Origin of the sequence: Bacillus sp. FJAT-49711 (assembly GCF_018343715.1) — a bacterium.
Lineage (GTDB): Bacteria > Bacillota > Bacilli > Bacillales > Bacillaceae_C > Lederbergia.
On the sequence record NZ_JAGYPL010000001.1, the window covers coordinates 1,447,917 to 1,468,354 of the forward strand.

24 protein-coding genes and 1 pseudogene are annotated in these 20,438 nt (G+C 36.8%); 3 read left to right on the forward strand and 22 right to left on the reverse strand.

Annotation, left to right across the window (positions count from 1 at the left end):
* Positions 1 to 31: 31 nt before the first annotated feature.
* Complete coding sequence (locus KHA96_RS06960) at positions 32 to 2,014, reverse strand: S9 family peptidase (RefSeq protein ID WP_213128519.1); 1,983 nt, start codon at positions 2,012 to 2,014, stop codon at positions 32 to 34.
* Between the two features lie 174 nt (positions 2,015 to 2,188).
* Here KHA96_RS06960 and KHA96_RS06965 point away from each other — a divergent pair, with 174 nt between their 5' ends.
* On the forward strand, positions 2,189 to 2,605 hold the full coding sequence (locus KHA96_RS06965; RefSeq protein ID WP_213128520.1) for a YhjD family protein: 417 nt from the start codon (positions 2,189 to 2,191) through the stop codon (positions 2,603 to 2,605).
* 174 nt (positions 2,606 to 2,779) lie between these two features.
* Here KHA96_RS06965 and rbsK read toward each other — a convergent pair whose 3' ends face one another.
* From rbsK to KHA96_RS07005, 8 genes are all read right to left on the reverse strand, one after another.
* Positions 2,780 to 3,667, reverse strand: a complete 888-nt coding sequence (rbsK, locus tag KHA96_RS06970; RefSeq protein WP_213128521.1) for a ribokinase — start codon at positions 3,665 to 3,667, stop codon at positions 2,780 to 2,782.
* Between the two features lie 5 nt (positions 3,668 to 3,672).
* Positions 3,673 to 4,494 carry an energy-coupling factor ABC transporter ATP-binding protein gene (locus KHA96_RS06975; RefSeq protein WP_213128522.1) on the reverse strand — a complete coding sequence of 274 codons (822 nt, stop codon included), beginning with the start codon at positions 4,492 to 4,494 and terminating at the stop codon, positions 3,673 to 3,675.
* The gene (locus KHA96_RS06980; RefSeq protein ID WP_213128523.1) at positions 4,487 to 5,353 is read right to left on the reverse strand and encodes an energy-coupling factor ABC transporter ATP-binding protein; all 867 of its coding nucleotides are present in this window, start codon (positions 5,351 to 5,353) and stop codon (positions 4,487 to 4,489) included. Before KHA96_RS06980 ends, KHA96_RS06975 begins: the two co-directional genes overlap by 8 nt.
* Positions 5,350 to 6,093 (reverse strand): energy-coupling factor transporter transmembrane component T family protein, encoded by a 744-nt coding sequence (locus KHA96_RS06985; RefSeq protein WP_349305695.1) that lies wholly within the window; start codon positions 6,091 to 6,093, stop codon positions 5,350 to 5,352. The genes KHA96_RS06980 and KHA96_RS06985 overlap by 4 nt, the downstream gene beginning before the upstream one ends.
* Positions 6,094 to 6,163: 70 nt before the next feature.
* A complete protein-coding gene (locus KHA96_RS06990) occupies positions 6,164 to 6,766 on the reverse strand; it encodes an ECF transporter S component (protein WP_249315308.1) in 603 nt (200 codons plus the stop codon).
* Positions 6,767 to 6,786: 20 nt separating this feature from the next.
* Positions 6,787 to 7,749 carry a nucleoside hydrolase gene (locus KHA96_RS06995; RefSeq protein WP_213128524.1) on the reverse strand — a complete coding sequence of 321 codons (963 nt, stop codon included), beginning with the start codon at positions 7,747 to 7,749 and terminating at the stop codon, positions 6,787 to 6,789.
* Positions 7,750 to 7,786: 37 nt separating this feature from the next.
* The gene (locus KHA96_RS07000) at positions 7,787 to 8,791 is read right to left on the reverse strand and encodes a LacI family DNA-binding transcriptional regulator (RefSeq protein WP_213128525.1); all 1,005 of its coding nucleotides are present in this window, start codon (positions 8,789 to 8,791) and stop codon (positions 7,787 to 7,789) included.
* A gap of 160 nt (positions 8,792 to 8,951) precedes the next feature.
* A complete protein-coding gene (locus tag KHA96_RS07005; protein WP_213128526.1) occupies positions 8,952 to 9,518 on the reverse strand; it encodes a competence protein ComK in 567 nt (188 codons plus the stop codon).
* Positions 9,519 to 9,723: 205 nt separating this feature from the next.
* Here KHA96_RS07005 and KHA96_RS07010 point away from each other — a divergent pair, with 205 nt between their 5' ends.
* Positions 9,724 to 9,951, forward strand: a complete 228-nt coding sequence (locus tag KHA96_RS07010) for an IDEAL domain-containing protein (RefSeq protein WP_213128527.1) — start codon at positions 9,724 to 9,726, stop codon at positions 9,949 to 9,951.
* 54 nt (positions 9,952 to 10,005) lie between these two features.
* On the opposite strand, the gene KHA96_RS07015 is transcribed toward KHA96_RS07010, so the two are convergent.
* The 6 genes from KHA96_RS07015 to KHA96_RS07040 all read right to left on the reverse strand — a co-directional run bounded on the left by KHA96_RS07015 (position 10,006) and on the right by KHA96_RS07040 (position 15,413).
* Positions 10,006 to 11,274, reverse strand: coding sequence for a M48 family metallopeptidase (locus KHA96_RS07015; protein ID WP_213128528.1), 1,269 nt, complete (start codon positions 11,272 to 11,274; stop codon positions 10,006 to 10,008).
* 193 nt (positions 11,275 to 11,467) lie between these two features.
* On the reverse strand, positions 11,468 to 11,779 hold the full coding sequence (locus tag KHA96_RS07020; RefSeq protein ID WP_213128529.1) for an AzlD domain-containing protein: 312 nt from the start codon (positions 11,777 to 11,779) through the stop codon (positions 11,468 to 11,470).
* The gene (locus KHA96_RS07025) at positions 11,776 to 12,498 is read right to left on the reverse strand and encodes an AzlC family ABC transporter permease (protein ID WP_213128530.1); all 723 of its coding nucleotides are present in this window, start codon (positions 12,496 to 12,498) and stop codon (positions 11,776 to 11,778) included. The genes KHA96_RS07020 and KHA96_RS07025 overlap by 4 nt, the downstream gene beginning before the upstream one ends.
* Before the next feature lie 280 nt (positions 12,499 to 12,778).
* A complete protein-coding gene (locus KHA96_RS07030) occupies positions 12,779 to 13,555 on the reverse strand; it encodes an enoyl-CoA hydratase-related protein (protein ID WP_213128531.1) in 777 nt (258 codons plus the stop codon).
* A gap of 118 nt (positions 13,556 to 13,673) precedes the next feature.
* The gene (gene lplA / locus KHA96_RS07035) at positions 13,674 to 14,663 is read right to left on the reverse strand and encodes a lipoate--protein ligase (RefSeq protein WP_213128532.1); all 990 of its coding nucleotides are present in this window, start codon (positions 14,661 to 14,663) and stop codon (positions 13,674 to 13,676) included.
* Between the two features lie 12 nt (positions 14,664 to 14,675).
* A complete protein-coding gene (locus KHA96_RS07040) occupies positions 14,676 to 15,413 on the reverse strand; it encodes an MBL fold metallo-hydrolase (protein ID WP_213128534.1) in 738 nt (245 codons plus the stop codon).
* Positions 15,414 to 15,559: 146 nt separating this feature from the next.
* Here KHA96_RS07040 and yhfH point away from each other — a divergent pair, with 146 nt between their 5' ends.
* Positions 15,560 to 15,688 (forward strand): protein YhfH, encoded by a 129-nt coding sequence (gene yhfH, locus KHA96_RS07045; RefSeq protein ID WP_213128535.1) that lies wholly within the window; start codon positions 15,560 to 15,562, stop codon positions 15,686 to 15,688.
* 67 nt (positions 15,689 to 15,755) lie between these two features.
* Here the strand turns inward: yhfH and KHA96_RS07050 are convergent, their stop codons facing one another.
* From KHA96_RS07050 to KHA96_RS07080, 7 genes and pseudogenes are all read right to left on the reverse strand, one after another.
* Entirely contained in the window at positions 15,756 to 16,292 is a 537-nt protein-coding gene (locus tag KHA96_RS07050) for a GNAT family N-acetyltransferase (protein ID WP_213128536.1), read from the reverse strand.
* Between the two features lie 2 nt (positions 16,293 to 16,294).
* A pseudogene (locus tag KHA96_RS07055) lies at positions 16,295 to 17,158 on the reverse strand (serine/threonine-protein kinase).
* Positions 17,159 to 17,160: 2 nt separating this feature from the next.
* Entirely contained in the window at positions 17,161 to 17,613 is a 453-nt protein-coding gene (locus KHA96_RS07060) for a GNAT family N-acetyltransferase (protein WP_213128537.1), read from the reverse strand.
* Between the two features lie 15 nt (positions 17,614 to 17,628).
* Positions 17,629 to 18,039: a metallothiol transferase FosB gene (gene fosB, locus KHA96_RS07065; protein WP_213128538.1), complete on the reverse strand. Its 411-nt coding sequence runs from the start codon at positions 18,037 to 18,039 to the stop codon at positions 17,629 to 17,631.
* Positions 18,040 to 18,056: 17 nt separating this feature from the next.
* Complete coding sequence (locus tag KHA96_RS07070) at positions 18,057 to 18,476, reverse strand: DUF1801 domain-containing protein (protein WP_213128539.1); 420 nt, start codon at positions 18,474 to 18,476, stop codon at positions 18,057 to 18,059.
* A 21-nt stretch (positions 18,477 to 18,497) separates the two neighbouring features.
* On the reverse strand, positions 18,498 to 19,460 hold the full coding sequence (locus tag KHA96_RS07075; RefSeq protein ID WP_213128540.1) for a DUF4003 family protein: 963 nt from the start codon (positions 19,458 to 19,460) through the stop codon (positions 18,498 to 18,500).
* A 174-nt stretch (positions 19,461 to 19,634) separates the two neighbouring features.
* A complete protein-coding gene (locus KHA96_RS07080; RefSeq protein ID WP_213128541.1) occupies positions 19,635 to 20,423 on the reverse strand; it encodes a class I SAM-dependent methyltransferase in 789 nt (262 codons plus the stop codon).
* Positions 20,424 to 20,438: the final 15 nt, after the last annotated feature.

Here is a 20,438-nt window from a genome sequence, read left to right on the forward strand (position 1 = left end):
ATTTTCACTTCTTAAGCCAATCATTTTATATTTATAAATATTTTACAAACCAATCTCTAATATATTCCAACCTATTAATTCTTAATGTTGGTTTTCCGCTCCTTGAAAGCTCGTGATTGGATTCAGGAAAACGAACGAATTTTGTTTCCTTTTTACGATGTTTTAAGGCGATGAATAATTGCTCAGCTTGCTCAATCGGACAGCGGTAGTCCTTTTCGCCATGTAAAATTAAAAGTGGAGTCACTACATTATTCACATATTTTAGTGGTGAATGATTCCAAAGCTTTTCAATATCATCTAGGTCAGCTAGGATTTGCCAATCCGTAAAGTAATAGCCGATATCACTTACACCGTAGAAACTAATCCAGTTGCAAATGGAACGTTGAGTGACTGCTGCTTTAAAGCGATTCGTATGGCCGACAATCCAGTTTGTCATGAAGCCGCCATAGCTGCCACCTGTTACACCGAGACGATCTCGATCAATAAAATCATATTGGTCTAATGCATAATCGACAGCAGCCATTAAGTCATTATAATCATTGCCGCCATAATCCCCACGAACTGCATCGACAAATTTCTGACCGTAACCGTGGCTTCCTCTAGGATTCGTGTATAGAACCGCAAAGCCTTGAGCAGCAAGGATTTGGAATTCATTAAAATACGTGTTGGCATACATAGCATGCGGACCACCATGAATTTCTAAAATAAGTGGATATTTTTTTCCTTCTTCATATCCAACTGGTTTCATAATCCAGCCGCTTACTTTCCAGCCATCTGCCCCTTCAAAATCAATAGCTTCTGGAACAGATAATTCTCTCGTTTTTAAAAATTCTTCATTTATATTAGTAAGCTGTTCCTTTTCGCCAGTTTTTAAATTTACATAAAATAAATCACCTGGATTTGTCGGAGTGCTGATAGCTGCTACCGCTTTATCATTTTTGGCATCAAGTGAAAAGCCGTAAACATATTGATTATCGTTGATTGCTGGATATAATTCTCCAAAAAGATTTCCGAAATAAATAGTGGTGTTTCCGTTATCTGACACCTGGAAATAAAAGCTATTACCATCCTCCAGCCATTGTACGCGCGGAGCTGCTGCACCTTGAAGGAAATCTCCCACAACAAAATCACCGACTGGCGCATCAAAATCACTTGTTACACATGTTTTGCTGTCATTCTCCAAATCATAAATCCAGAGTTTTGCATGTGTCGCATTCTCAAATTCTCTTTCGCTTCCAACAAAAGCAAGATAACGATTGTTTGGCGACCATGATGTTTGATAAAACATACCCGAACCTTCCGTAATTTTGCGAGCATCTTTCGTTTCTAAATCTAATAAATATATATCACTCATAAATGAAAAATCCAGATCCTCTGTTAAGTCAGCAGTGTAAGTAAGATACTTTCCGTCGGGTGACCATGTACCAAGCTGGAAATTATGTTTTCCTTCGGTAATAAGCTCTAATTCTTCGGATTCTAAATTAACTACGGCAATATGAGAAAATTGCTCCATATCCATAAATCCAGCAGCATCAGATTTATGCTTCATTTTTTCTATTTCAAGCGGTTTTAGTTCTTTTTCTTCTTTCTTATCTTTTTCTACCTTATCAAAAATGTTTTCGTCTTTTCCCAGTTTTACAGAAAAAGCAATTTTCTTTCCGCACGGAGACCAAACAGGTGACGTAGCACCATTTTTACAGTCAGTGATTTGCTTTGCCTCACCCCCTGCTTTAGAAAGAACAAAAATTTGTGGTTTGCCGTTTCTTGTAGAGACAAACGCTATTTTGCTTCCATCTGGAGACCAAACAGGTGAACTTGTTTTATCACCTCCAAATGTCCACTGTTGAGGTATTTTTTCATTTAAATTTATGTAAAATAAGTTAGAAACATAGTCCTTTTTCTTTTTATCAATATGTGTCTTGACGTACACAACTTCGGTTCCATTTGGGGATAGCTGTGGATCAGCAACTGATTTTAACTCATATAAATCTTCTGGTTTAATTCCTTTTGTCATTTTTTATCGCCCTTTCTTGTTAATCCTCATTATTATACAATATTTCGACCCCCTAAGTATTTTTCCTGCTCGCGAAGGGGAAAATTTTCATACTGTCACGATTTTCATCTTGCTATACGAATTTTTTCTTAGTATTATATAAGGGAACACACGTTCCGTTTAGGAGGCATCTAAATGACGAGAATTCCAACTGGTGATCGGGATATTATTGAACAGGCAATATATCTTCCTATGTTGCTTACAGTGTTAAACCGAGATTTAATGGTAGTGAATGCAAGTTCCTTTAAATTAAAAAAACCTTATTTAGAGTGGATTGAAGAAACAATGAAGGCGATTCAAAAAGACTTGGTTGAAGTAAGGCGCTATTTGCATAAAAACAATATAAAAGTGGAGCGGCTTAAATCAGATGATGCCTTTACAATGTTTGTATTTATTTATAAAGGATATGAAGAGGAGCATAATTACTTTAATCCGAGGTTAAAGAACAAGACCGAAGAATTGTTGCGATATTATTTATTTGGGAGGTTTAAAAATATACACATCGATAAGAAAAGCGCAAGGCGCCCGTTCAGCGACGTACAAACTTTTTAAACATCCGACGAGATAAAGGAAACACGGCGAGGAAAGAGCCTGGCTTCCTTATCGCAGGAAGAAGCTGAAAGTTTGCTAGTCGCTGGGGCGCCTGGAGCTAGACAATGAAAGACTTCTTTTAAATAAGGATTTTATCCTTATCTCCTTCGCAACAAATACGAAGATCTATGAGATTTATTCCATAATTGAATGTGGGATAAGTGGCTGTGCCCCCATCTGAGTAACAACAAAAGCGGAAACCTTCGTAGCAAACTCAATTGAATTTCGAAGCGTATTCCCCTGACAAAGACCTACAGCGAATGCTCCATTAAATGCATCACCCGCTCCAGTTGTATCAACCGCCTCAACATTCAAGGCTTGTACCCAACCACTTTCTTCACGATTCATATAGAAAGATCCTTTGGATCCAAGTGTAACAACTACCGTTCCGACACCTTTGTCCAGTAATTGGCTGCATGCAGCACGTAAATTTTCCTCCGTCGTCGCTTCAATACCAGTCAACTGTGCAAGCTCTGTTTCATTTGGCGTTAAAACAGTAACATTCTTTAATAATGAATCTGGCAATTTTTGCGAGGGTGCTGGGTTAAGAATAACTATTTTTCCGTGTTGAGCTGCAATATTCACTGCTTTCTCAACTGTATCCAGTGGAACCTCCAGTTGAAGAAGGAGCGCCTTACTTGATGCAATGATATCAGCTTCTTGTTCAATTTGTTCACGTGTAACTAGAAAATTTGCTCCAGGAAACAGAACGATCGCGTTATCTCCTGCATCTGTCACTTGGATAATCGCTTGCCCAGTCACACCTTCTTTTTGAATGGAGTCAATATAAACGCCTCTATCCTTTAAATTCTTTATCGCTTGATCGCCGAGATCATCTGCGCCAACTTTTCCGATAAAATGAACATTAGCTCCTAATTGGCTCGCTGCTACCGCCTGGTTGGCACCTTTCCCGCCAAAATGAACATTGTATGACGTACTATGAAGTGTTTCTCCCGCACGCACAACATACGGAACACGATATACGAGATCCATATTAACGCTACCTACTAATGAAATATCCATGGCCGTTATCGTCCTCTCGTTAATTCTCTTTCTTTAATTAGGGATAATAATTGGCTTTTTGTCAAAATACCTTTCTCCAAGCCCAATAAGTTCGCCATCTTTGCAACTGCAGGTGGTTTCAACATACTTGCTTCCAATATCGCCGGATTGTAAAAGATATGCTCTGAATCATCATCTGCTATAATTTTACGATTGGCCATTACAACAATTCGAGAAAAATATTCCGTGACAAATTCCATATCATGCGTAATCGTAATTACGGTCTTTCCTTTTTTCTCCAATTCATCGAGGAGTTTACCTAATAAATCTAATCCTACTCGATCTTGTCCAGCAGTCGGCTCGTCCAAAATGATCACATCGGAATCCATTGCCAAGACTGAAGCAATTGTAACAAATTTACGAACAGAATATGGCAGATTATAAGGATTTTCATCAGCAACATTACTAATCCCGCATAATTTCATGGCCCAATCTGTTAACTTCTCCACTCGCTCAGGATCAAAGCCCATATTTTTTGGTCCAAACTGAACTTCCGATTCTACATCATTATGAAAAATTTGATCATCCGGGTTTTGAAATACATAACCAACCTTGCGTGATACTTGAGCAGTAGTATGGTCTTTTGTATTCCAGTCTCCTACGTGAACTGTTCCTTCTGTTGGCTTTAATAAGCCATTCATCAGCTTTACCGCTGTCGTTTTTCCTGCTCCATTTTGCCCAACAATGGCAAGACGTTGACCTGATGGAACGGTAAGCGTTAAGTCTTCCAATGCTTTTGTTCCATCGGGATAGGCGAAGCTAACGTTTTTCAATTGAAGTTCAGTCATGAGCACTCTCCTCCAAACTTGTCAAACCAATACTTTCAGGCAATTCTTCATCAAGAATTGGAACATAATTTAGCTTAACACCGTTTTTCTGTAAATGAAGGGCCACCTCGGTTACGTGAGGATATTGAATGTTATATTCTCCAAATCGCGGATCTGCAAAGACCTCTCTAGTTGGCCCTTGTAAAACAAGCTCTCCTTCGTGAAGGACAATAAGATTGTCTGCATATTCAGCAATCAAATCCATTTTATGTTCTACTAAAATAATCGTTTTTCCTCTTTCTTTCATAAGGCGGATAATATCAAATACATGTTCAGTCCCAATTGGGTCCAATTGAGATGTTGGCTCATCAATCACAAGAATATCAGGATTCATCACAATGATTGAGGCTAGAGCAACACGTTGACGTTGGCCACCTGAGAGCCCCATCGGATGTTTATCCTGCAAATGCTCGATTTTTACAAGCTGTAATATTTCTCTTACACGATCTCGAATTTCGTTTTCTTCCACACCTAAATTTTCGAGTCCATACGCTATCTCATCAAAAACCGTATCTTTTACCCCGGATACTTGGATGAATGGGTTTTGAAATACATAGCCAATTTTTCCTCCTAATTGGCCTAATTGGTAATCCACAATATTTTTTCCGTCAACAATAACTTCTCCTTCAAGCTCCCCTTTGTAAAAATGTGGAATGAATCCACGTATGATATTACAAAGTGTTGTTTTACCGGAACCATTATTACCGATAACGGCTGTAAATTGCCCTTTTTCAATTGTAAAAGACGCATTTTTTATAATCTGATCATCGCTGACCGGATATCGATATGAGACATTTTTCATTTCAATGATAGATTTCATGTGAGTATCCTCCATAATATCAATCCAGCCAAGATGATGATGTAGACGAATGGTAGTATTCGGTCGGCTGCACTTTTCGTTAGCTTATGCAAGCTTGTCTTCTTAGTTGGAGCGGAAAATGCTCTTGATTCTAAAGTAATCGCACGTTCTTCCGTACTTGATATAGATGATAATATTAAAGGAGTTAGAGTTGGGATAAATGCTTTCGCCCTAATCAATAAGGACCCTTCCGTTTCCACACCACGCGTTTTTTGGGCATCCATAATTGTGTTTGCTTGACGTCGCATTTCCGGAATAATTTGCAAAGTAGATAAAACAACATATGCCCCCATTGGAGGTAGACCTGCGTCTTCGAGTGATTTTACGAAGTCGCGCACTTCGGTCAAACGGAAAAATAATATGAATGCTGAACCCATTGCAAGAATCCTAGAGCTAAGCGTTAAACCGTAATTTAAGCCCTCCTCTGTCCACTTAAAAATCCCCCATTGTCCAAGCACATGATCGCCTGGATAGAAAAAGAGCTGCATAAGGAAAATAATGACCAGTAAAAATAGCAAAGCTTTCATGACTGTACCCAAAAATTCTTTTGCAACACCTGCTGCAACAGCGATAAGAAGCAAGATAACAAAGCCCAAGAAAGAAAATAAATGCCCCGGAATTATAAGAACAGCAGCTGATAGAAACAATGCAAAGAAGAATTTAGTCATTGGATGCAGCTGCTGGATGAAATTTTTCTGCACTGTGAACCCTCCCTAGAAAAAGTAGCTCTTTCCGCTCCGAAGAGAAGAACGGAAAGAATGGATGGAACAATTATTTTCCGCCGCGTTTCATATAAAGTAATCCATAATTCATTTTTGATAGGTAGCGGTCGGACATTTTTCTTACTATAAAATAAACAATGAGAGCTGATACTATTTTATCTGCAATTTCAAAGACAAAGGATGAAGCAAATACTGCCCCCCAAATTTCTTGTCCTGAAGCAAGAAGTGTTGCTGTAAGAATGGCTGATGTACTTCCAGTAGCTCCACCAAATACAAGAACCGTAATAGGAGCAGAAACAATAACAGCGATAAAGGTTATGATGATACCTGAAATAATTGTTTTTATAATGTTTTTAAACATTCCTGCTTTCGATAAAAATCCTACCCCTAATCCAATTGCAACGGATGTGATGGCATAAGGAAAATAAACAGGATTAAAAATACCATTGATCAGGTTAGTAATTAATCCAGCAAGCAACGCAACCCATGGACCAGCAACAACCCCGATTAGAATCGTTCCAATCGTATCCAGAAAAATAGGAAGCCTTAAAACGTTTGCAATTTGGAAACCGACAATGTTTATCGCAACGCCGATTGGAATAAGGAGCATAGACATCATATTGAAATCATCTTTAAAACTACGTTTCATCATTGTTCGCCACCTTTTTATATTTATAGGCCGATATGACGGCTCATTTTTTCAATCGCTTCCATAAATTGATTTACGAAAGCTTCACGATCTACAGAGTGCAAAACTTTCACATTATGAGGTTTTCCTGATCGCTGCATGTAATCCACAACAGTAGCACCAGCAGTATGGCGTCCTTCCGTTTCAATGGCTACAAAACAATCATCCCCATCAAAAAGCTCCGGAGTGACAACATAAGATACAGCACAAAGATCGTGTAAACGAATACCATTTTCAAAATCCGTTTCTTGGAAATCGTTGTTTTTGGCTGTTTGTATATAAAAGCGAAGCATCGAAGCAATTTTTTGTGATAAATCAGTATCCATGCTTTCAATTTTTTCTAACTCTTCCATATTGACATATGCTTTATGAGTAACATCTAGCCCACTCATTACAATCGGTATTCCTGAGCGAAAAACGATATCAGCTGCATGAGGATCTACATATACATTAAATTCGGCAAAAGGAGTCATATTCCCGGCAACAGCAGCACCACCCATATATGAGATATAGCTAATTTTTTCTTTTACTTCTGGATGGGCCAACAGCAAGGCCCCTATATTTGTAAGTGGGCCAGTAGCTATTAGAACGACAGGTTCCTCACTTTCATAAAGGACATCCTTTAAGGCATTAATTGCGGTTCTATCACTTTCAAATACGTCGGGCTCTGGGAGTGTTACATCTCCAAGTCCACTTTCTCCATGAACATATTCTGCAACTTCAAGCTCTCGGAAAAAGGGCTGGTCCAATCCTCTTGCGATTTCAATGTGTTGTTTCATGTAGCTTGTAAAAGCCCTAGCGTTGTAGATCGTTTTGGCTTGAGTTTGATTACCTGGTTCAGTCGTTATTAACCTAATGTCCAGTTCTTCACGGGAAAAAGCCAATAGCAAGGCCATAACATCGTCTATTCCTGGGTCGCAATCAATGATTACCGGTACTTTTTTCATCGAATTCACTCCTCTAGTAAATTACATCCAAGTTGTATTATTGAATGGGTGCAGTACTATCACGTACTACCAGATTCGGACTAAAGATAACTGACTTCGTTTCCATATTTTCTATTTTTCGGAATAATACCCTCACTGCCTCCCTCCCCATTTCATACGTATTCTGCTGAATTGTTGTTAGTTTCGGAATTAACGCTGATATTAATGGTATATCGTCAAAGCCTACAATAGATAAATCAATCGGAATACGAATCCCAAGCTCATGTGCCATTTGGTAAACACCGCAAGCCATCATATCATTACTGGCAAATATAGCCGTTACTTCTCTTTTATTCAAAATTTCTTTAGACTTATGATATGCCATTTCCATTTGGAAATTAGCTTCAATAATTTGCGATGGCAATAGATCAACCCCAGCTTCATTCAGGGCTCTTTTAAATCCTTGCAGACGTTCATTTGCAAGAGTAATAGACTTTGGACCAGTAATGCATGCAATACTGCGATGCCCCAGCTCTATTAAATGTTTACCAGCTAAATATCCACCTTTATCGTTATCCAAAAACACCCCCACATGCTTTTTCTCCTCTTTTCCTCTATCTATAAGAACAAAAGGAATTTTTGCACGGGCTAATTGCTCTTCATCTGATTCATCTAAATGATCTTTTGCGGAAAATATTATTCCATCAACCTGCTGTTCTTCTAAAAGACGCAAATAACGCTTCTCCTTATCCGTCTGATCATCGGAATTACATATAATTAAGCTATATTCCCCTTCATTCGCCTCATCTTCTACGCCTCGGCATAATTCAGGAAAATATGGATTTGATATATTTGGTACTATTAATCCAAATGTTTTAGATCTTTTGGTTACAAGACCACGGGCAAATTGATTTGGCTGGAAATCCACCTCCTTCATTACTTTCAATACCTTCTCACGTGTCTGTGTGGACATTCCCTCCTCTTTTTGATTTAGCACCCGCGAAACAGTAGTAATCGAAACGCCTGCTTTTTTCGCAATGTCTTTAATAGTCCATCTTTTCATTTATTCTCCACCTACAATTGAATCACTAGAGAAAACGTTTTACGAAAACGTTTTCTCAATGAATAGAATATTGCAATCGCTTTCAAATGTCAATATATTTTTTTCTATATATAAAAAAAGCTTGTTAAGAAATAATGCTCTTAACAAGCTTAAACCTAAATTACTTTTTTCTATTAATTCTATAAACTTTCTTCATTTCTGCTGTTTTCATCTTCAAGGGCTTTGGAGGACGTGGTGAATACATCTCCATTCTTTCAATATTTTGTTGAAAACTAATTCGAAGTTGAGCAGTCCTAGATAGCTGGTTAGAAAAGGAACTGAAAGAAACAGGAATTTCAAAACTTTGATTATTACGAAAACTAACTATAGTATTGTTATTTTTTCCTTTGTGCTTAGAAGAAATATGATCATGTGATATCCATATACAGTCTGGTCTAGTCGGTGATGTAGTTGGAATAAAATAAATTGAGGTGTAGGGGTCAATGATGATAGGCGCTTTGTGGGTAACCATTATGAGTGATTTCGTTCCATCTCTTCTGCCGTCAAAAGAGCTTCCGAAATACTTGCAACCTTTTTTTACAATATCCAGTGGCTTTTCAGGAACAATGAAATGATCATCTACTTCATAAATCTCTGAGTGTAATTCATTATCCTTTATGTACGGCTTGATCATCATCGTGTAAGGATTAATTTCATACTCTTCCATCAATAATTCCTGTTTTAACATTTTTTTACTTCCCTCCCTAAAATATGACAAATTAACCATATCACATTCTAGTTCAAATGTCACTACTTTTTAAAAAAATCAGAAAACAATATAAAATAATCTATAAATTACTAACATTAGTTATTGATCAGAAAATTTACACTGTTCAGTTGATTTTTGTGCCCATTACGGGTATAATTAAAAAAAGTTTCAGAGGTGATCATCGATGGAAAAGAGGAAATCTTATCAGGAACTGCTTAAAGAGTATACGATGACCCAGAATAAAAATGAAACAGATGCGATGGAATGGTATGCAGAGTTTTTCCTAAACGGTTTACTTTTGCAAAGGCATGAGAAACGCCTTCGCGAAGATATTGACCGTGCGCTTGATCTACATGATAAAGAAACTTTTATAAAGCTCTCAAAAGAACTAGTTGATCTTTTGGGTCAATGAAAATGGTAATCCCCCTTTCGTAAAAGGGGGATTTTTTTCGTCTACTGTTCTTCACTATTTAGGATCATTTAATTTATATTCTTGGATCATTTTTATTCTTTCAAGCATGGTTGGGTGGCCGTAACGAAATATTTTAACTAAAGCGGGAGGATTCACTTGGCTCAAACCTGCTTTTGTCAAACTTTGAAACGTTTGAATCCCCGCCCCTTTATCTTGCGTCATTTTTATCGCATATGTGTCTGCCCTCATTTCTTGATATCGTGATACCCAGTTTGTAAGAGGGCTAGCAAAAAATAGTAGCATGGATGTAATTAGAAGAAATGCTGGGAGTGAACTAATATTTGTTATTTTTTCAACCTTCCATTCTTTCCCACGTCGAGAAATCCATTTCTCCATTAATTTTGCAGTTAACCACAAGCCAACAAAAGAGAGAAGTAAGTATCCCGCAATTCCTTTATAAATATGTTTCTCAACGTAATGCCCCATTTCATGAGCCATAATAAAAAGTATTTCCTCGTCAGACAGCCTTTCCAATGTAGTATCCCATAGAACGATTCGAGAATTCGAACCTACACCGGTCACATATGCATTCAAAGAATTTGTTTTAGTAGACATATCTACCTCATACACATGTTCAGCTGGTATATCTGCTTCTTTTGCAATTGCCAATATTTTTGCCTCAAGATGCTTGTCTTTTAAAGGATAAAAATCATTATACAGCGGATCAATCACAACTGGTTGAATAAACATCATAAATATTGAAAAAGGTATGGATACAACCCAAGCAGCAAGCCACCAGCGTCTTTTATATTTCCGCATTAATGCATATAAAACGGTAATAACGATAAGCATTGTTGCATATTCCACCCAAAAATCAATCAATTTATCTTTCATCCACCCAGGGAAAAGCTGTGTAGAGATATTATACGATTTGGATATCGTGTAAGATAAATAGCTAAGTGGGAACATCACAACGAATGATGCAAGGGAAAGCCAAAACAAGTAAATAGCAGTCCTAGCTATAGAAAATTTGGATATATGCTTCGCAGAATTTTCAAATAGAGCTGATACTCCCAATATCAAAATTAGATAATAAAATAGCCATTCATAAGGAGTCGCTAAGAAAAACATTAAATTACGGATTCTCGAATATTCTTCGCTAAGTTCTAACTCCCTTCCATTTAGGAAAGTGGCTGGATCTGCTTTTGTTCCTTTCAAAGCTTCTGGAATTGATGTGTCCGCCCAATAAAATAAATACAAAAATATAGCTAATCCAAATAAAAGATAGGCTATAATAGCTCGTATCGCCCATTTCCTAATCAATGAAATATCCCCCCTGTCCATCTCTTATTATATGTAGAAAGAAAATCTTTAAAATAGAACTAACTGAAAGAATATTTTTCCTAATAGTAGTATTTATCTGATACCCTACATTATTAATTATTGTAACACTTAAAATAAAATAAATTTACGCCACTTGATCAATCAAGTGGCGCTGCCCCATTATAATTTGAAATTAGAAAAACCAAGAATATGCACTAAGTATAGCGATAGCTCCAAGGACGACTACGATGACATTTACACCGAAAAATGCAATCAGAAACGCTGCCGCCATTCCGACAACTCCAAACAAGATGTCACCTTCCTGAATAAAGAACACAGCAGGAAATATTAATGCTCCAAGTGTTGCATATGGAACATTTTTTAATACTCCTTGTATAAATGGCGGAAGCTCTTTTCCCTGAAACATGACAAAAGGCACCATTCTCGGTATATATGTGACTAACCCCATTCCAATGATTGTTAAAACGATAATCGAGCTGCTCATAGTTCTCCACGCCCTCTCCTTTTAATGGTTTCTACAGCTTCCACTAAAATAGCAGATAAAAGGGTCGCAGCAACAATAGACCAACCTTTACTTATCAATTCGGAAAAAACGAAAATACTGTTAAAAATCGCAGCTAGCACCGCAAGACTAGCCACTTTCATGCTTTTTTTCAAGGAAGGTACCAATAAACCAATAAACATTGCATAAAGTGCAATAGCCATACTTTCCTGTAAGACTTGAGGAAGACCTGCACCTACCCCAAAACCTAAACCAGAAAATATAACCCAGCTTGTATATGCAATAAAATTAAGACCTAATATATAGCCGGTCGAAACTGTTTCAGTTTTAGTAGCAGCAACAGAAAATGTTTCATCCGTTACCCCAAATGCATAAATCGCTTTTTTCCATGGGACCTCTGCTTCAACTTTTTCATTGAGTGAGGCTGACATGAGGAAATGTCTTATATTGACAATAAAAGTCGTTAAGATCATTTCTGCAGCACCAGTTCCAAGCGCAAACATGTTTAACGCAATATATTGAGATGCTCCTGCATATAAAACCAAACTCATTAAGACTGTTTCGAACAATGTCAGACCAGTTGTTTTTGCGAGCAAGCCATACGTCAATGCAATAGGAGCATAGCCAATAGCAATACTCATACCTTCTTGAAGCCCCCGGCGAAATTCTGTATATTTCACTTTTGGCACCGAAGCTTCCATCCCTAAATCCCCCTCTGTTACTATAGTTAATTTTTTCAATTATAAGCATGATTTGTTCTTTCGGCAAGATCAAGGGGATGCAAATAGCTTTTGTCTCTTTAGTAAAATTCTTGCTTTTATATGATTCGAGCATTTAATGTGGCCACGGCAATATGAAATGCGCCAGTTCCGTTCGAATGAAGCTGTCAAATTGCCCACTCCCACATTAAATATGTCTTTACTAGCCAAATGAATAAAGTCAAACTAAAAAAAGAATGCATTTAGCATATCTCTTTGAACTTTATTTCCCCTTAAAAATCGGTTTTCTTTTTTCACTAAAAGCTTGTAACGCTTCTATCCTATCCTCTGTAGGTATAGTATTTTCATATGCTCTACGTTCAATTTCAAGGCCTGATAGAAGATCTGTATTCATCCCAGCTTTAATCGAATATTTAGCTTGTTGAACGGCGATCGGACCGTTTTTCAAAATTTCAAATGCAAATTCCTGTACCTCTTCCATAAGGCATTCTTTTTTTATTGCTTTTAATATAACTCCATATGTTTCAGCTTCAAAAGCCGTCAACTTTTTTGCGGTTAAAATCAACTCTAACGCTCTCGTTTCTCCGATTATTCGCGGTAGCCGCTGAGTTCCACCAGCTCCAGGAATAATCGCTAAGCTCGTTTCAGTCAGCCCAATAATTGAGTGGTCAGCGGCAAAACGAAAATCGCATGCCAATGCTAATTCCATACCCCCGCCAAATGCGTATCCACTTATAGCTGAAATTGTCGGTTGTGAAAGAGTTTCAATAGCCAGAAATACGTCCCCTATTATTTGTACATTGCGTTTCACCTCATGTTCAGTAAGAGTTTTCCGTTCTTTTAAATCTGCCCCAACGCTGAACGATTTTTCTCCAGCGCCTTTAAAAATGATTACGCGCACTTCTGGAGAGCTTTTTAATAAATCGACAGTACGTGATAATTCTAGCAACATATCATAATTGAAAGCATTTAATGATTCAGGCCGATTTAATGTCACTACAGCTAGATGTTCATTACATTCTAACTTTACTGTTTCCAAGGCAGTCCCTCTCTCAAAAGCGTATTTTTTAATATATACGCAATTTCCGAAATCGGAATGCTTAATTAAAAAGGATAGAAGACCTGAAAAATTGGCCCTTCCATCCTTCATATATTTCTTAATAAATCAAATTGATAATCTCATCTTTAGTGACGTTACCAAAATAGTGTGGAATGTCTACATCTTCTAATGCATTTAAAATATCTGATTTCTCGTAACGTACACCTGTTAGACGATTTTCAATTTCACTAACATCCCCTACACCGAAAAAGTCTCCAAATATTTTACATTCTTGAATTTGCCCTTTATCCACATCAAGTCTGAATTCAATAAGACCAACTGGGAAGCGATGTGAATGCTGAATGTTGAAATGAGGCGACCTTCCATAATTCCAATCCCAATTTGCATAATGTACCTTTGAGATCTCATGAATTTGTTTCCAGTCATCATCCGTTAATTTGTATTCAGGTATAGGATCTACGCCTTCAAATATAGATCTGAGCAATTCCACTTTAAATTGCTCAATTGTCATCTTCTCTTCTAAAAACTCGGAAATATTTGCCACCCTGCTGCGAATAGATTTAATCCCTTTTGATTCTATTTTGTCTTTACGCACTTTCAAAGCTGAAACAACATTTTCAATCTCAGAATCAAACATTAAAGTACCGTGGCTAAACATTCTGCCCCTAGTAGAGAATTGCGCATTTCCAGAAATTTTTCTTTCGCCGACAAGAATATCATTACGTCCTTTTAATTCTGCATGGACGCCTAACTTATTCAATGCTTTAACAACCGGCTCAGTAAACTTTTTAAAATTTAGGAAGCTGTCACCTTCATCTTTCGTAATAAAACTAAAGTTCAAATTTCCTAAATCATGATAAACTGCACCACCGCCGGATAGTCTACGCACAACATGAATTCCATTTCCCTCTACATATTCAGTATTTATTTCCTCAATCGTATTTTGATTTTTACCAATAATAATGGAAGGTTCATTAATATAAAATAATAAATATGACTCATTCACATCCAAATTTTTCAAAGCATGTTCTTCAATTGCCAAATTAATCCTTGGATCAGTTATCCCCTGATTATCAATAAACTTCATCACTTTTCCTCCTCAATTTAAAGACAATTTCAATCCTTTAGATGCTAGTATGATTTCCTGTTTAAATTGTTCAGCAGCTTCAGCTTTTAATTGGTTAAGATCACCGAAGTGCGGTAAATGGGTGAGGACTAATGTTTTCACATTTGCTTTTTCAGCAAGCTTTCCGGCTTCCTCACTCGTCATATGACCTGCGGCTGCTCCATTCATACCTTTATAAAAATTGGACTCCGAAAGCAGTATATCAGCGTCTTTGGAAAAGCCGATCAATTCTTCAAAATACGCACTATCAGCAGTATAAACAAGTGTCTTATCATTGCAAGTTACTCTCATTGCAAAGCAAGGAACAGGGTGTTTCGTTTTCAAAAATTCTAGTTTAAATGGACCAATATGTATTTGATCATTTTTATCGTAAGCAATACCTGTCGTAATATCTTTATATGTTAAGACTTTTAACCCTTCCTGATCGTAAGTATGACCGTATATTGGCAAGTTGCTGTTATATCCATTCACATATTTACTGATTAACAGTGCATGATGGAGTACTCCAATATCTGCAATATGATCAGCATGGTAGTGTGAAAGAATGACAGCATTTAGCTCCTCAGGCTTTATGTACAATTGCAGCTGTGATAGTACAGCACTTCCACAATCTATGAGAAGATTAAATCCGTCATGGGTAAGCAAGTAGCCGGAGCTTGCTTCCCCTGCTTTAGGATAACCGCCCCAATGCCCTATAACCGTTATCTCCATAAGCATATCTCCTTTATCCAAACTACTTATAACTATACTTTATTTTTTCATATTTAACAAAAGGATTGACACCCACTAAACTGTTATAATACAATGTTAATAACAAGAATCAGTACTGCAACAAACATCAAGGGAGAGTGGAGAGAATGCTAGAAAACGTCGTAGAATTTTTTAAAAACCTTCCTGCTAAAAAATGTACAGAATGTGGAGAAAAAATCACAGAACAACATGAATGCTATGGTACGAAGTGTGACAATTGCAGCGAAATTAAATAGAAAAACAACGAACCCCTTATGATCGTTTTCACAAGGGGTTTTATTTACTCATAATTCTTTTAACGTCTTAATTTGAATTATATTCAATCAGCCAACAATCTCTCAATTCTCCTTCATGAAGTTCATGCTTTGGAAGGAGCTTTACTTTTTTGAATCCACATTTTTCATAGCAGCGAATTGCTCTCTCATTCCATGTTTGCGGATCCATTACAATCTTTTCAGCCTGTTTTTCTTCAATTAAAAACTGCACCATGGACCGGACTAAAAGCTGGCCGAACCCACGGTTCCAATAATTCGGCTCACCAAAGAACTGATCCATGCCAAATATGAGTTGTGACTCAAAAAATCCGTAATTCTCTTTATCTTCATTATCCAATAGATAATATTGAATATAGCCAATCGGAATTCCTTCATACTCTACAATACAACGGAAAGTTTCGTCATTTCGATTATAAAACTTCTTTAAAATTTTTTCCTCATTAAAAGGATTGTCACGACCCTCATAGAATTCAAGAATGATAGGGTCTGACAGCCATTTTACCAATAAAAGGTGATCCTCTAATGTTATAGTTCGTACGACTAATCCACTATTTTGAAATAACATCTTTACGCCCCTAACGCCTTATTCCAGGCTAAGAAAAATTCTTCCACCGATCCGTAACGTTTATTTCGATCCTTTTCAACCGCACGCGATGCAACTTCAAATAATCCTTTGCTAGCTTCCCATTTATCGAAAGAACGATCCAGTTCACCACCGAGTAAACAAAAGGCAACCGCTCCCATATTAAAAACATTCGTCCTCTCATCTATCACTGCACCGAGTTCAAATTCTTCAGGTGACATAAACCTTTAAGACCCCCAAAGCCTACCCATCGTATTAGTAAAGGGCTTACGCTCATAAACATCAATATCACAAATCTTCGTAGTATTCGTTTTAAAATTATACATAATACTCCCATCATAGAAATCAATAGCAACAAAGCTTTTCCTTTCAACATACACATGGAAATCATAAATTCCCTGTAAGGAAGCGCATCTTTCATTCAGTGTCAGCTGTTTGAAACGATAAAATGGGGATTGTGGGTGTTCATATTTTGCTGGTGGTGGAAATGACCAGTGTGAATGAAGACATTCTCCTTCAAACCATTCGAATATTAGCATATACCCATGGTCAACTGGAATATGATTCTCCAACTTTACTAGATTGGGATGGATCAGTTCTTTATAAAGTACAACCGACTTCTTTAAGCGATTGATAGCCTCAGCAGGATCTCCCGAATATTCCATTGTTCTTGCTCCAGCATATTTTACAAATTTTCTCTGACTATCTTTTTCGATGCCAAAACATATATTTCCTGAGTCCTGCTGATCAAAAACAGCAAATACTTCACCTAAATCGTGAATCCAATCAAATTGATGATTTTCTTGTAATTGAAAAGACACTTTCCCTAAGTGAATAGTAACAGGCATGTTCAATCCCCTAACATTTTTGACATCATGATCATTCTTGGATTGGCGTAAAAACCATTTTTCAAATAAAAATTCTCCGCCTGCCCTCCGCTGCCAGTCAAAAGATATACCCGGTTGATTCCACATTCTTTGCAATATTTTTCAAGTGATGAAAGTAAACGAGAACCAATCCCTTTTCCTTGCTCTTCCGTTTTTACACACATTTCAATAACTTGAAAATGTTTCCCATCCCACCACGTTTCTGAATATCCCATTAAAAATCCGAGAAGATGACCGTGCGAGTCCATTACACCTACTCCCCAGAAACCGTGATGTTTCAGTATATCCATTAAGCGTTCACTTGCACTTTCTACCGTCCATTCATCAAACCATGGAGCTTGATTGAATACGTGAGTATACAGTTTTGTACAAAGTTCCAGTTCATTAATCGTGATCACTTTTTCCGAAATTTCCATGTTTCCCTCCACTCTCTACACAAAAAATTCCATATGGGCTTTGTCCTGTCGATAATAATTCATCCGATCTTCCAATGTTCCTGTATGAAACTCGAACTTATGTCCATCTAGATCAGTAAAATATATCGATTTTTTATCCTTTTCATCTCTTTTACGTCCTTGAAGAATATTTACCTTTAATTTTTTTAGTTTTTCATATATACAATCGTACTCGGACTCTTCTATTGAAAAGGCTATATGAGTGTAAGAATAACTAATTTCATTACGGGGAATGTCTTTTTCTTCATTTAGAGCTAACCAAATCCCATTCAAATCAAAATAAGCAGATCTCCTCCCCTTAACAAGAAGCTTTGCACCTAAAACATTTTCGTAGAATTTAATAGATTCTTCTAAATTAGAAACAGAGAACAATAAATGATTTAACACCTTTAAACCTCACCTTATTAATTTGGGTATTTTTCTTGTAAAAATGTAACTGATTGCTTGATTAACTCTATCAATACGTCAACATTGATATCTGCCACTTTATTTATATACACACAAGCCTTCCCTGACGTATGTTTGCCAAATTCCTTTAATAGTGCATCCCTTTCTGCATCGCCAGTCGCAAAATATAAACTGATTTTCGCTTTTCGGGGAGAGAAACCGACTAGGGGTGCATCTCCTTCATGTCCTGATTCATATTTATAATGATAAGAGCCAAACCCAATAATACTTGGTCCCCACATTTTCGCTTTATACCCCGTCGTTTCCGTAAAAATATCTAATAACTTATACGCATCTTCTCTTTTTTTCGGATTATCAACATTCTCAATAAACTCAATAACACTGCTCTCATTTTCTTTTGTTTTTAATTCATACATAAAGTTCACATCCTTTTCAAGTTAATTACTGCTAGACGCGGCTCCCGCAGCTGCTACTGAGGCCGCCATTGCCGCCTGTTGAGCCTGCAATATTGTTTCTATCGTCGTATATAAACTCGTTTCAGTCAATCCAGGTTGTTTCAACTTATCTTTTACATAGAAGCTCACAGCAAGAATAAGATTAATATCTTTTTGCCATTTAAAATGCTTTTCTTGGTTAAGACGATCAAAAACACTCGTAATGATGTCCATATTTATTTCATCTTCAGGCAATAAAGCAAGCATCCCCATAACCGGATAATACATTACTTTTTGTTTAATACCTTTATCCTTAAAGGAATCAAAAACAAAAATCGCTCTGCTTAAAATGGATGTTTCTGGCTCCTCGTTGTTCAAAGAAAGAATATGGCTTAGGAATTGTAAATTATTCCCTTTGTAAAATCCATTTTGGTTAAGTTTATTATAAAAATATTCATTGCGTTGAATGATATCTTCACTTTTTTCCGAAGCAAGCAAAACCGAAAGTGGGTAATCTTCAGCGGAAGTTAAAAAAGGGTGTTCTTTTTTCATGGCATCATAGGTTTCTCTTGCTTTCAAAATAAGTGAATGATAATCATGATCGCCAGCTATTTGTAATAATACTGAAGCAGAGACATACGTAAAAATTCCTCTATTAAATTTTTCTTTAATCATTTCTTCATAAAGCTCAAATAAAGAGGAGACTTTGCTTTCAGGATCATCATAATTCACTTCCAAGATCGCTGCCGCTGTATATCTTGATTCGGATCTCATATAGGAAAAGTATCCAGCGCGACTCTTAATTTTTTCAGCAATAGTAAAAAAACGATCAAATTGAAAATTCTTTCTGTTCATCGCGTAAAGAGCAGCAATCATCATTAACATTTTACTGTCCGTTACTTTCCATTTCATTTCTTTTTTTAGTTGTTCGAATATTTGAATATAGTTGTCTATCATTTCGTTCATGTTCGCTCCACCCTTTCGCATTTATTAATGAAATACGTTTTGGTATAAGTTTTGGTTTCAGCTGACGATTTTAATTCATTTTTATAGGAAGCAGCAATATTTCCAACGACTTGACTCAAATTTAAATATATTCATTTTAATAATGAGATACATAACTTTGGAACCCAAAATGCCTCAATCCTTGCTTTTCCTAAAACGTAAAATGATGGCCGGAGGAATTTCATACCAGTCAAATTGATTCGTTTCACTTTCTTTTTGAAAGCTTGGTTCTTCAATGCCATCTAAGACAAAATGGTGTTGAAATGCAAGATTTACATAATAGGACAAAGGTCTATGAAACATATAATGTGGGGTCGGCTGCCCTTTAATACCAATTGCTTTATACGGTTGTGGTGTGAGATAGTTGAAAATTTGAATGCTGTTCTTTGATTGTAAGCTGCCATCCATATCTTCTACTTCATGTACCTTTCGCATATTCGGAGATTGGAAGCAAGGATGGGTGATTGAAAAAACAAAGATTCCATTTTCCTTAAGTAAAAAAAATAAAGCTTTCATTAAGGGCTGAATATCGACAATGTCCATTAATGCCATATTGGCTACAGCACTATCAAATCTATCATTTCCAAGAGCAATTAATGAATCAAAATTTGTTGCATCCAGAACCTTATAATCAATTTGATGTAATCTAGATCGAAGTTTTGCACGTTCAACCATTTCAGAACTATAATCGATTGCAACTACATTCGCTCCCAGTTCAATAAGCTTCCTCGAAAAGTTGCCATTTCCACAAGCAATATCAAGGATCGTTTGACTAGCTTTTATATTTAATAATTTTTCTGTATACGGCCTGATGATTTCGCGGTGAAACCGATTGCTTTCGTCTCCCATATAATCATCCCAAAACCCCGCGTTTTCATTCCACTTCAATTTTGACTCTTCGTTCAGCTCTTTCCATTTACTCAAAAATACAGCCTCCTT

Coding starts and splice junctions, on each gene's coding strand:
- KHA96_RS07075 (WP_213128540.1), bottom strand. CDS start 19,460: ATGAACGAAATGATAGACAACTATATTCAAATATTCGAACAACTAAAA.
- KHA96_RS06965 (WP_213128520.1), top strand. CDS start 2,189: ATGACGAGAATTCCAACTGGTGATCGGGATATTATTGAACAGGCAATA.
- rbsK (WP_213128521.1), bottom strand. CDS start 3,667: ATGGATATTTCATTAGTAGGTAGCGTTAATATGGATCTCGTATATCGT.
- KHA96_RS07040 (WP_213128534.1), bottom strand. CDS start 15,413: ATGGAGATAACGGTTATAGGGCATTGGGGCGGTTATCCTAAAGCAGGG.
- lplA (WP_213128532.1), bottom strand. CDS start 14,663: ATGAAGTTTATTGATAATCAGGGGATAACTGATCCAAGGATTAATTTG.
- KHA96_RS06975 (WP_213128522.1), bottom strand. CDS start 4,494: ATGACTGAACTTCAATTGAAAAACGTTAGCTTCGCCTATCCCGATGGA.
- KHA96_RS07005 (WP_213128526.1), bottom strand. CDS start 9,518: ATGTTAAAACAGGAATTATTGATGGAAGAGTATGAAATTAATCCTTAC.
- KHA96_RS06995 (WP_213128524.1), bottom strand. CDS start 7,749: ATGAAAAAAGTACCGGTAATCATTGATTGCGACCCAGGAATAGACGAT.
- KHA96_RS06990 (WP_249315308.1), bottom strand. CDS start 6,766: ATGATGAAACGTAGTTTTAAAGATGATTTCAATATGATGTCTATGCTC.
- KHA96_RS06960 (WP_213128519.1), bottom strand. CDS start 2,014: ATGACAAAAGGAATTAAACCAGAAGATTTATATGAGTTAAAATCAGTT.
- KHA96_RS06980 (WP_213128523.1), bottom strand. CDS start 5,353: ATGAAATCTATCATTGAAATGAAAAATGTCTCATATCGATATCCGGTC.
- yhfH (WP_213128535.1), top strand. CDS start 15,560: ATGCTAGAAAACGTCGTAGAATTTTTTAAAAACCTTCCTGCTAAAAAA.
- KHA96_RS07060 (WP_213128537.1), bottom strand. CDS start 17,613: ATGGAAATTTCGGAAAAAGTGATCACGATTAATGAACTGGAACTTTGT.
- KHA96_RS07025 (WP_213128530.1), bottom strand. CDS start 12,498: ATGGAAGCTTCGGTGCCAAAAGTGAAATATACAGAATTTCGCCGGGGG.
- KHA96_RS07010 (WP_213128527.1), top strand. CDS start 9,724: ATGGAAAAGAGGAAATCTTATCAGGAACTGCTTAAAGAGTATACGATG.
- KHA96_RS07000 (WP_213128525.1), bottom strand. CDS start 8,791: ATGAAAAGATGGACTATTAAAGACATTGCGAAAAAAGCAGGCGTTTCG.
- KHA96_RS07070 (WP_213128539.1), bottom strand. CDS start 18,476: ATGTATGAATTAAAAACAAAAGAAAATGAGAGCAGTGTTATTGAGTTT.
- KHA96_RS07050 (WP_213128536.1), bottom strand. CDS start 16,292: ATGTTATTTCAAAATAGTGGATTAGTCGTACGAACTATAACATTAGAG.
- KHA96_RS07020 (WP_213128529.1), bottom strand. CDS start 11,779: ATGAGCAGCTCGATTATCGTTTTAACAATCATTGGAATGGGGTTAGTC.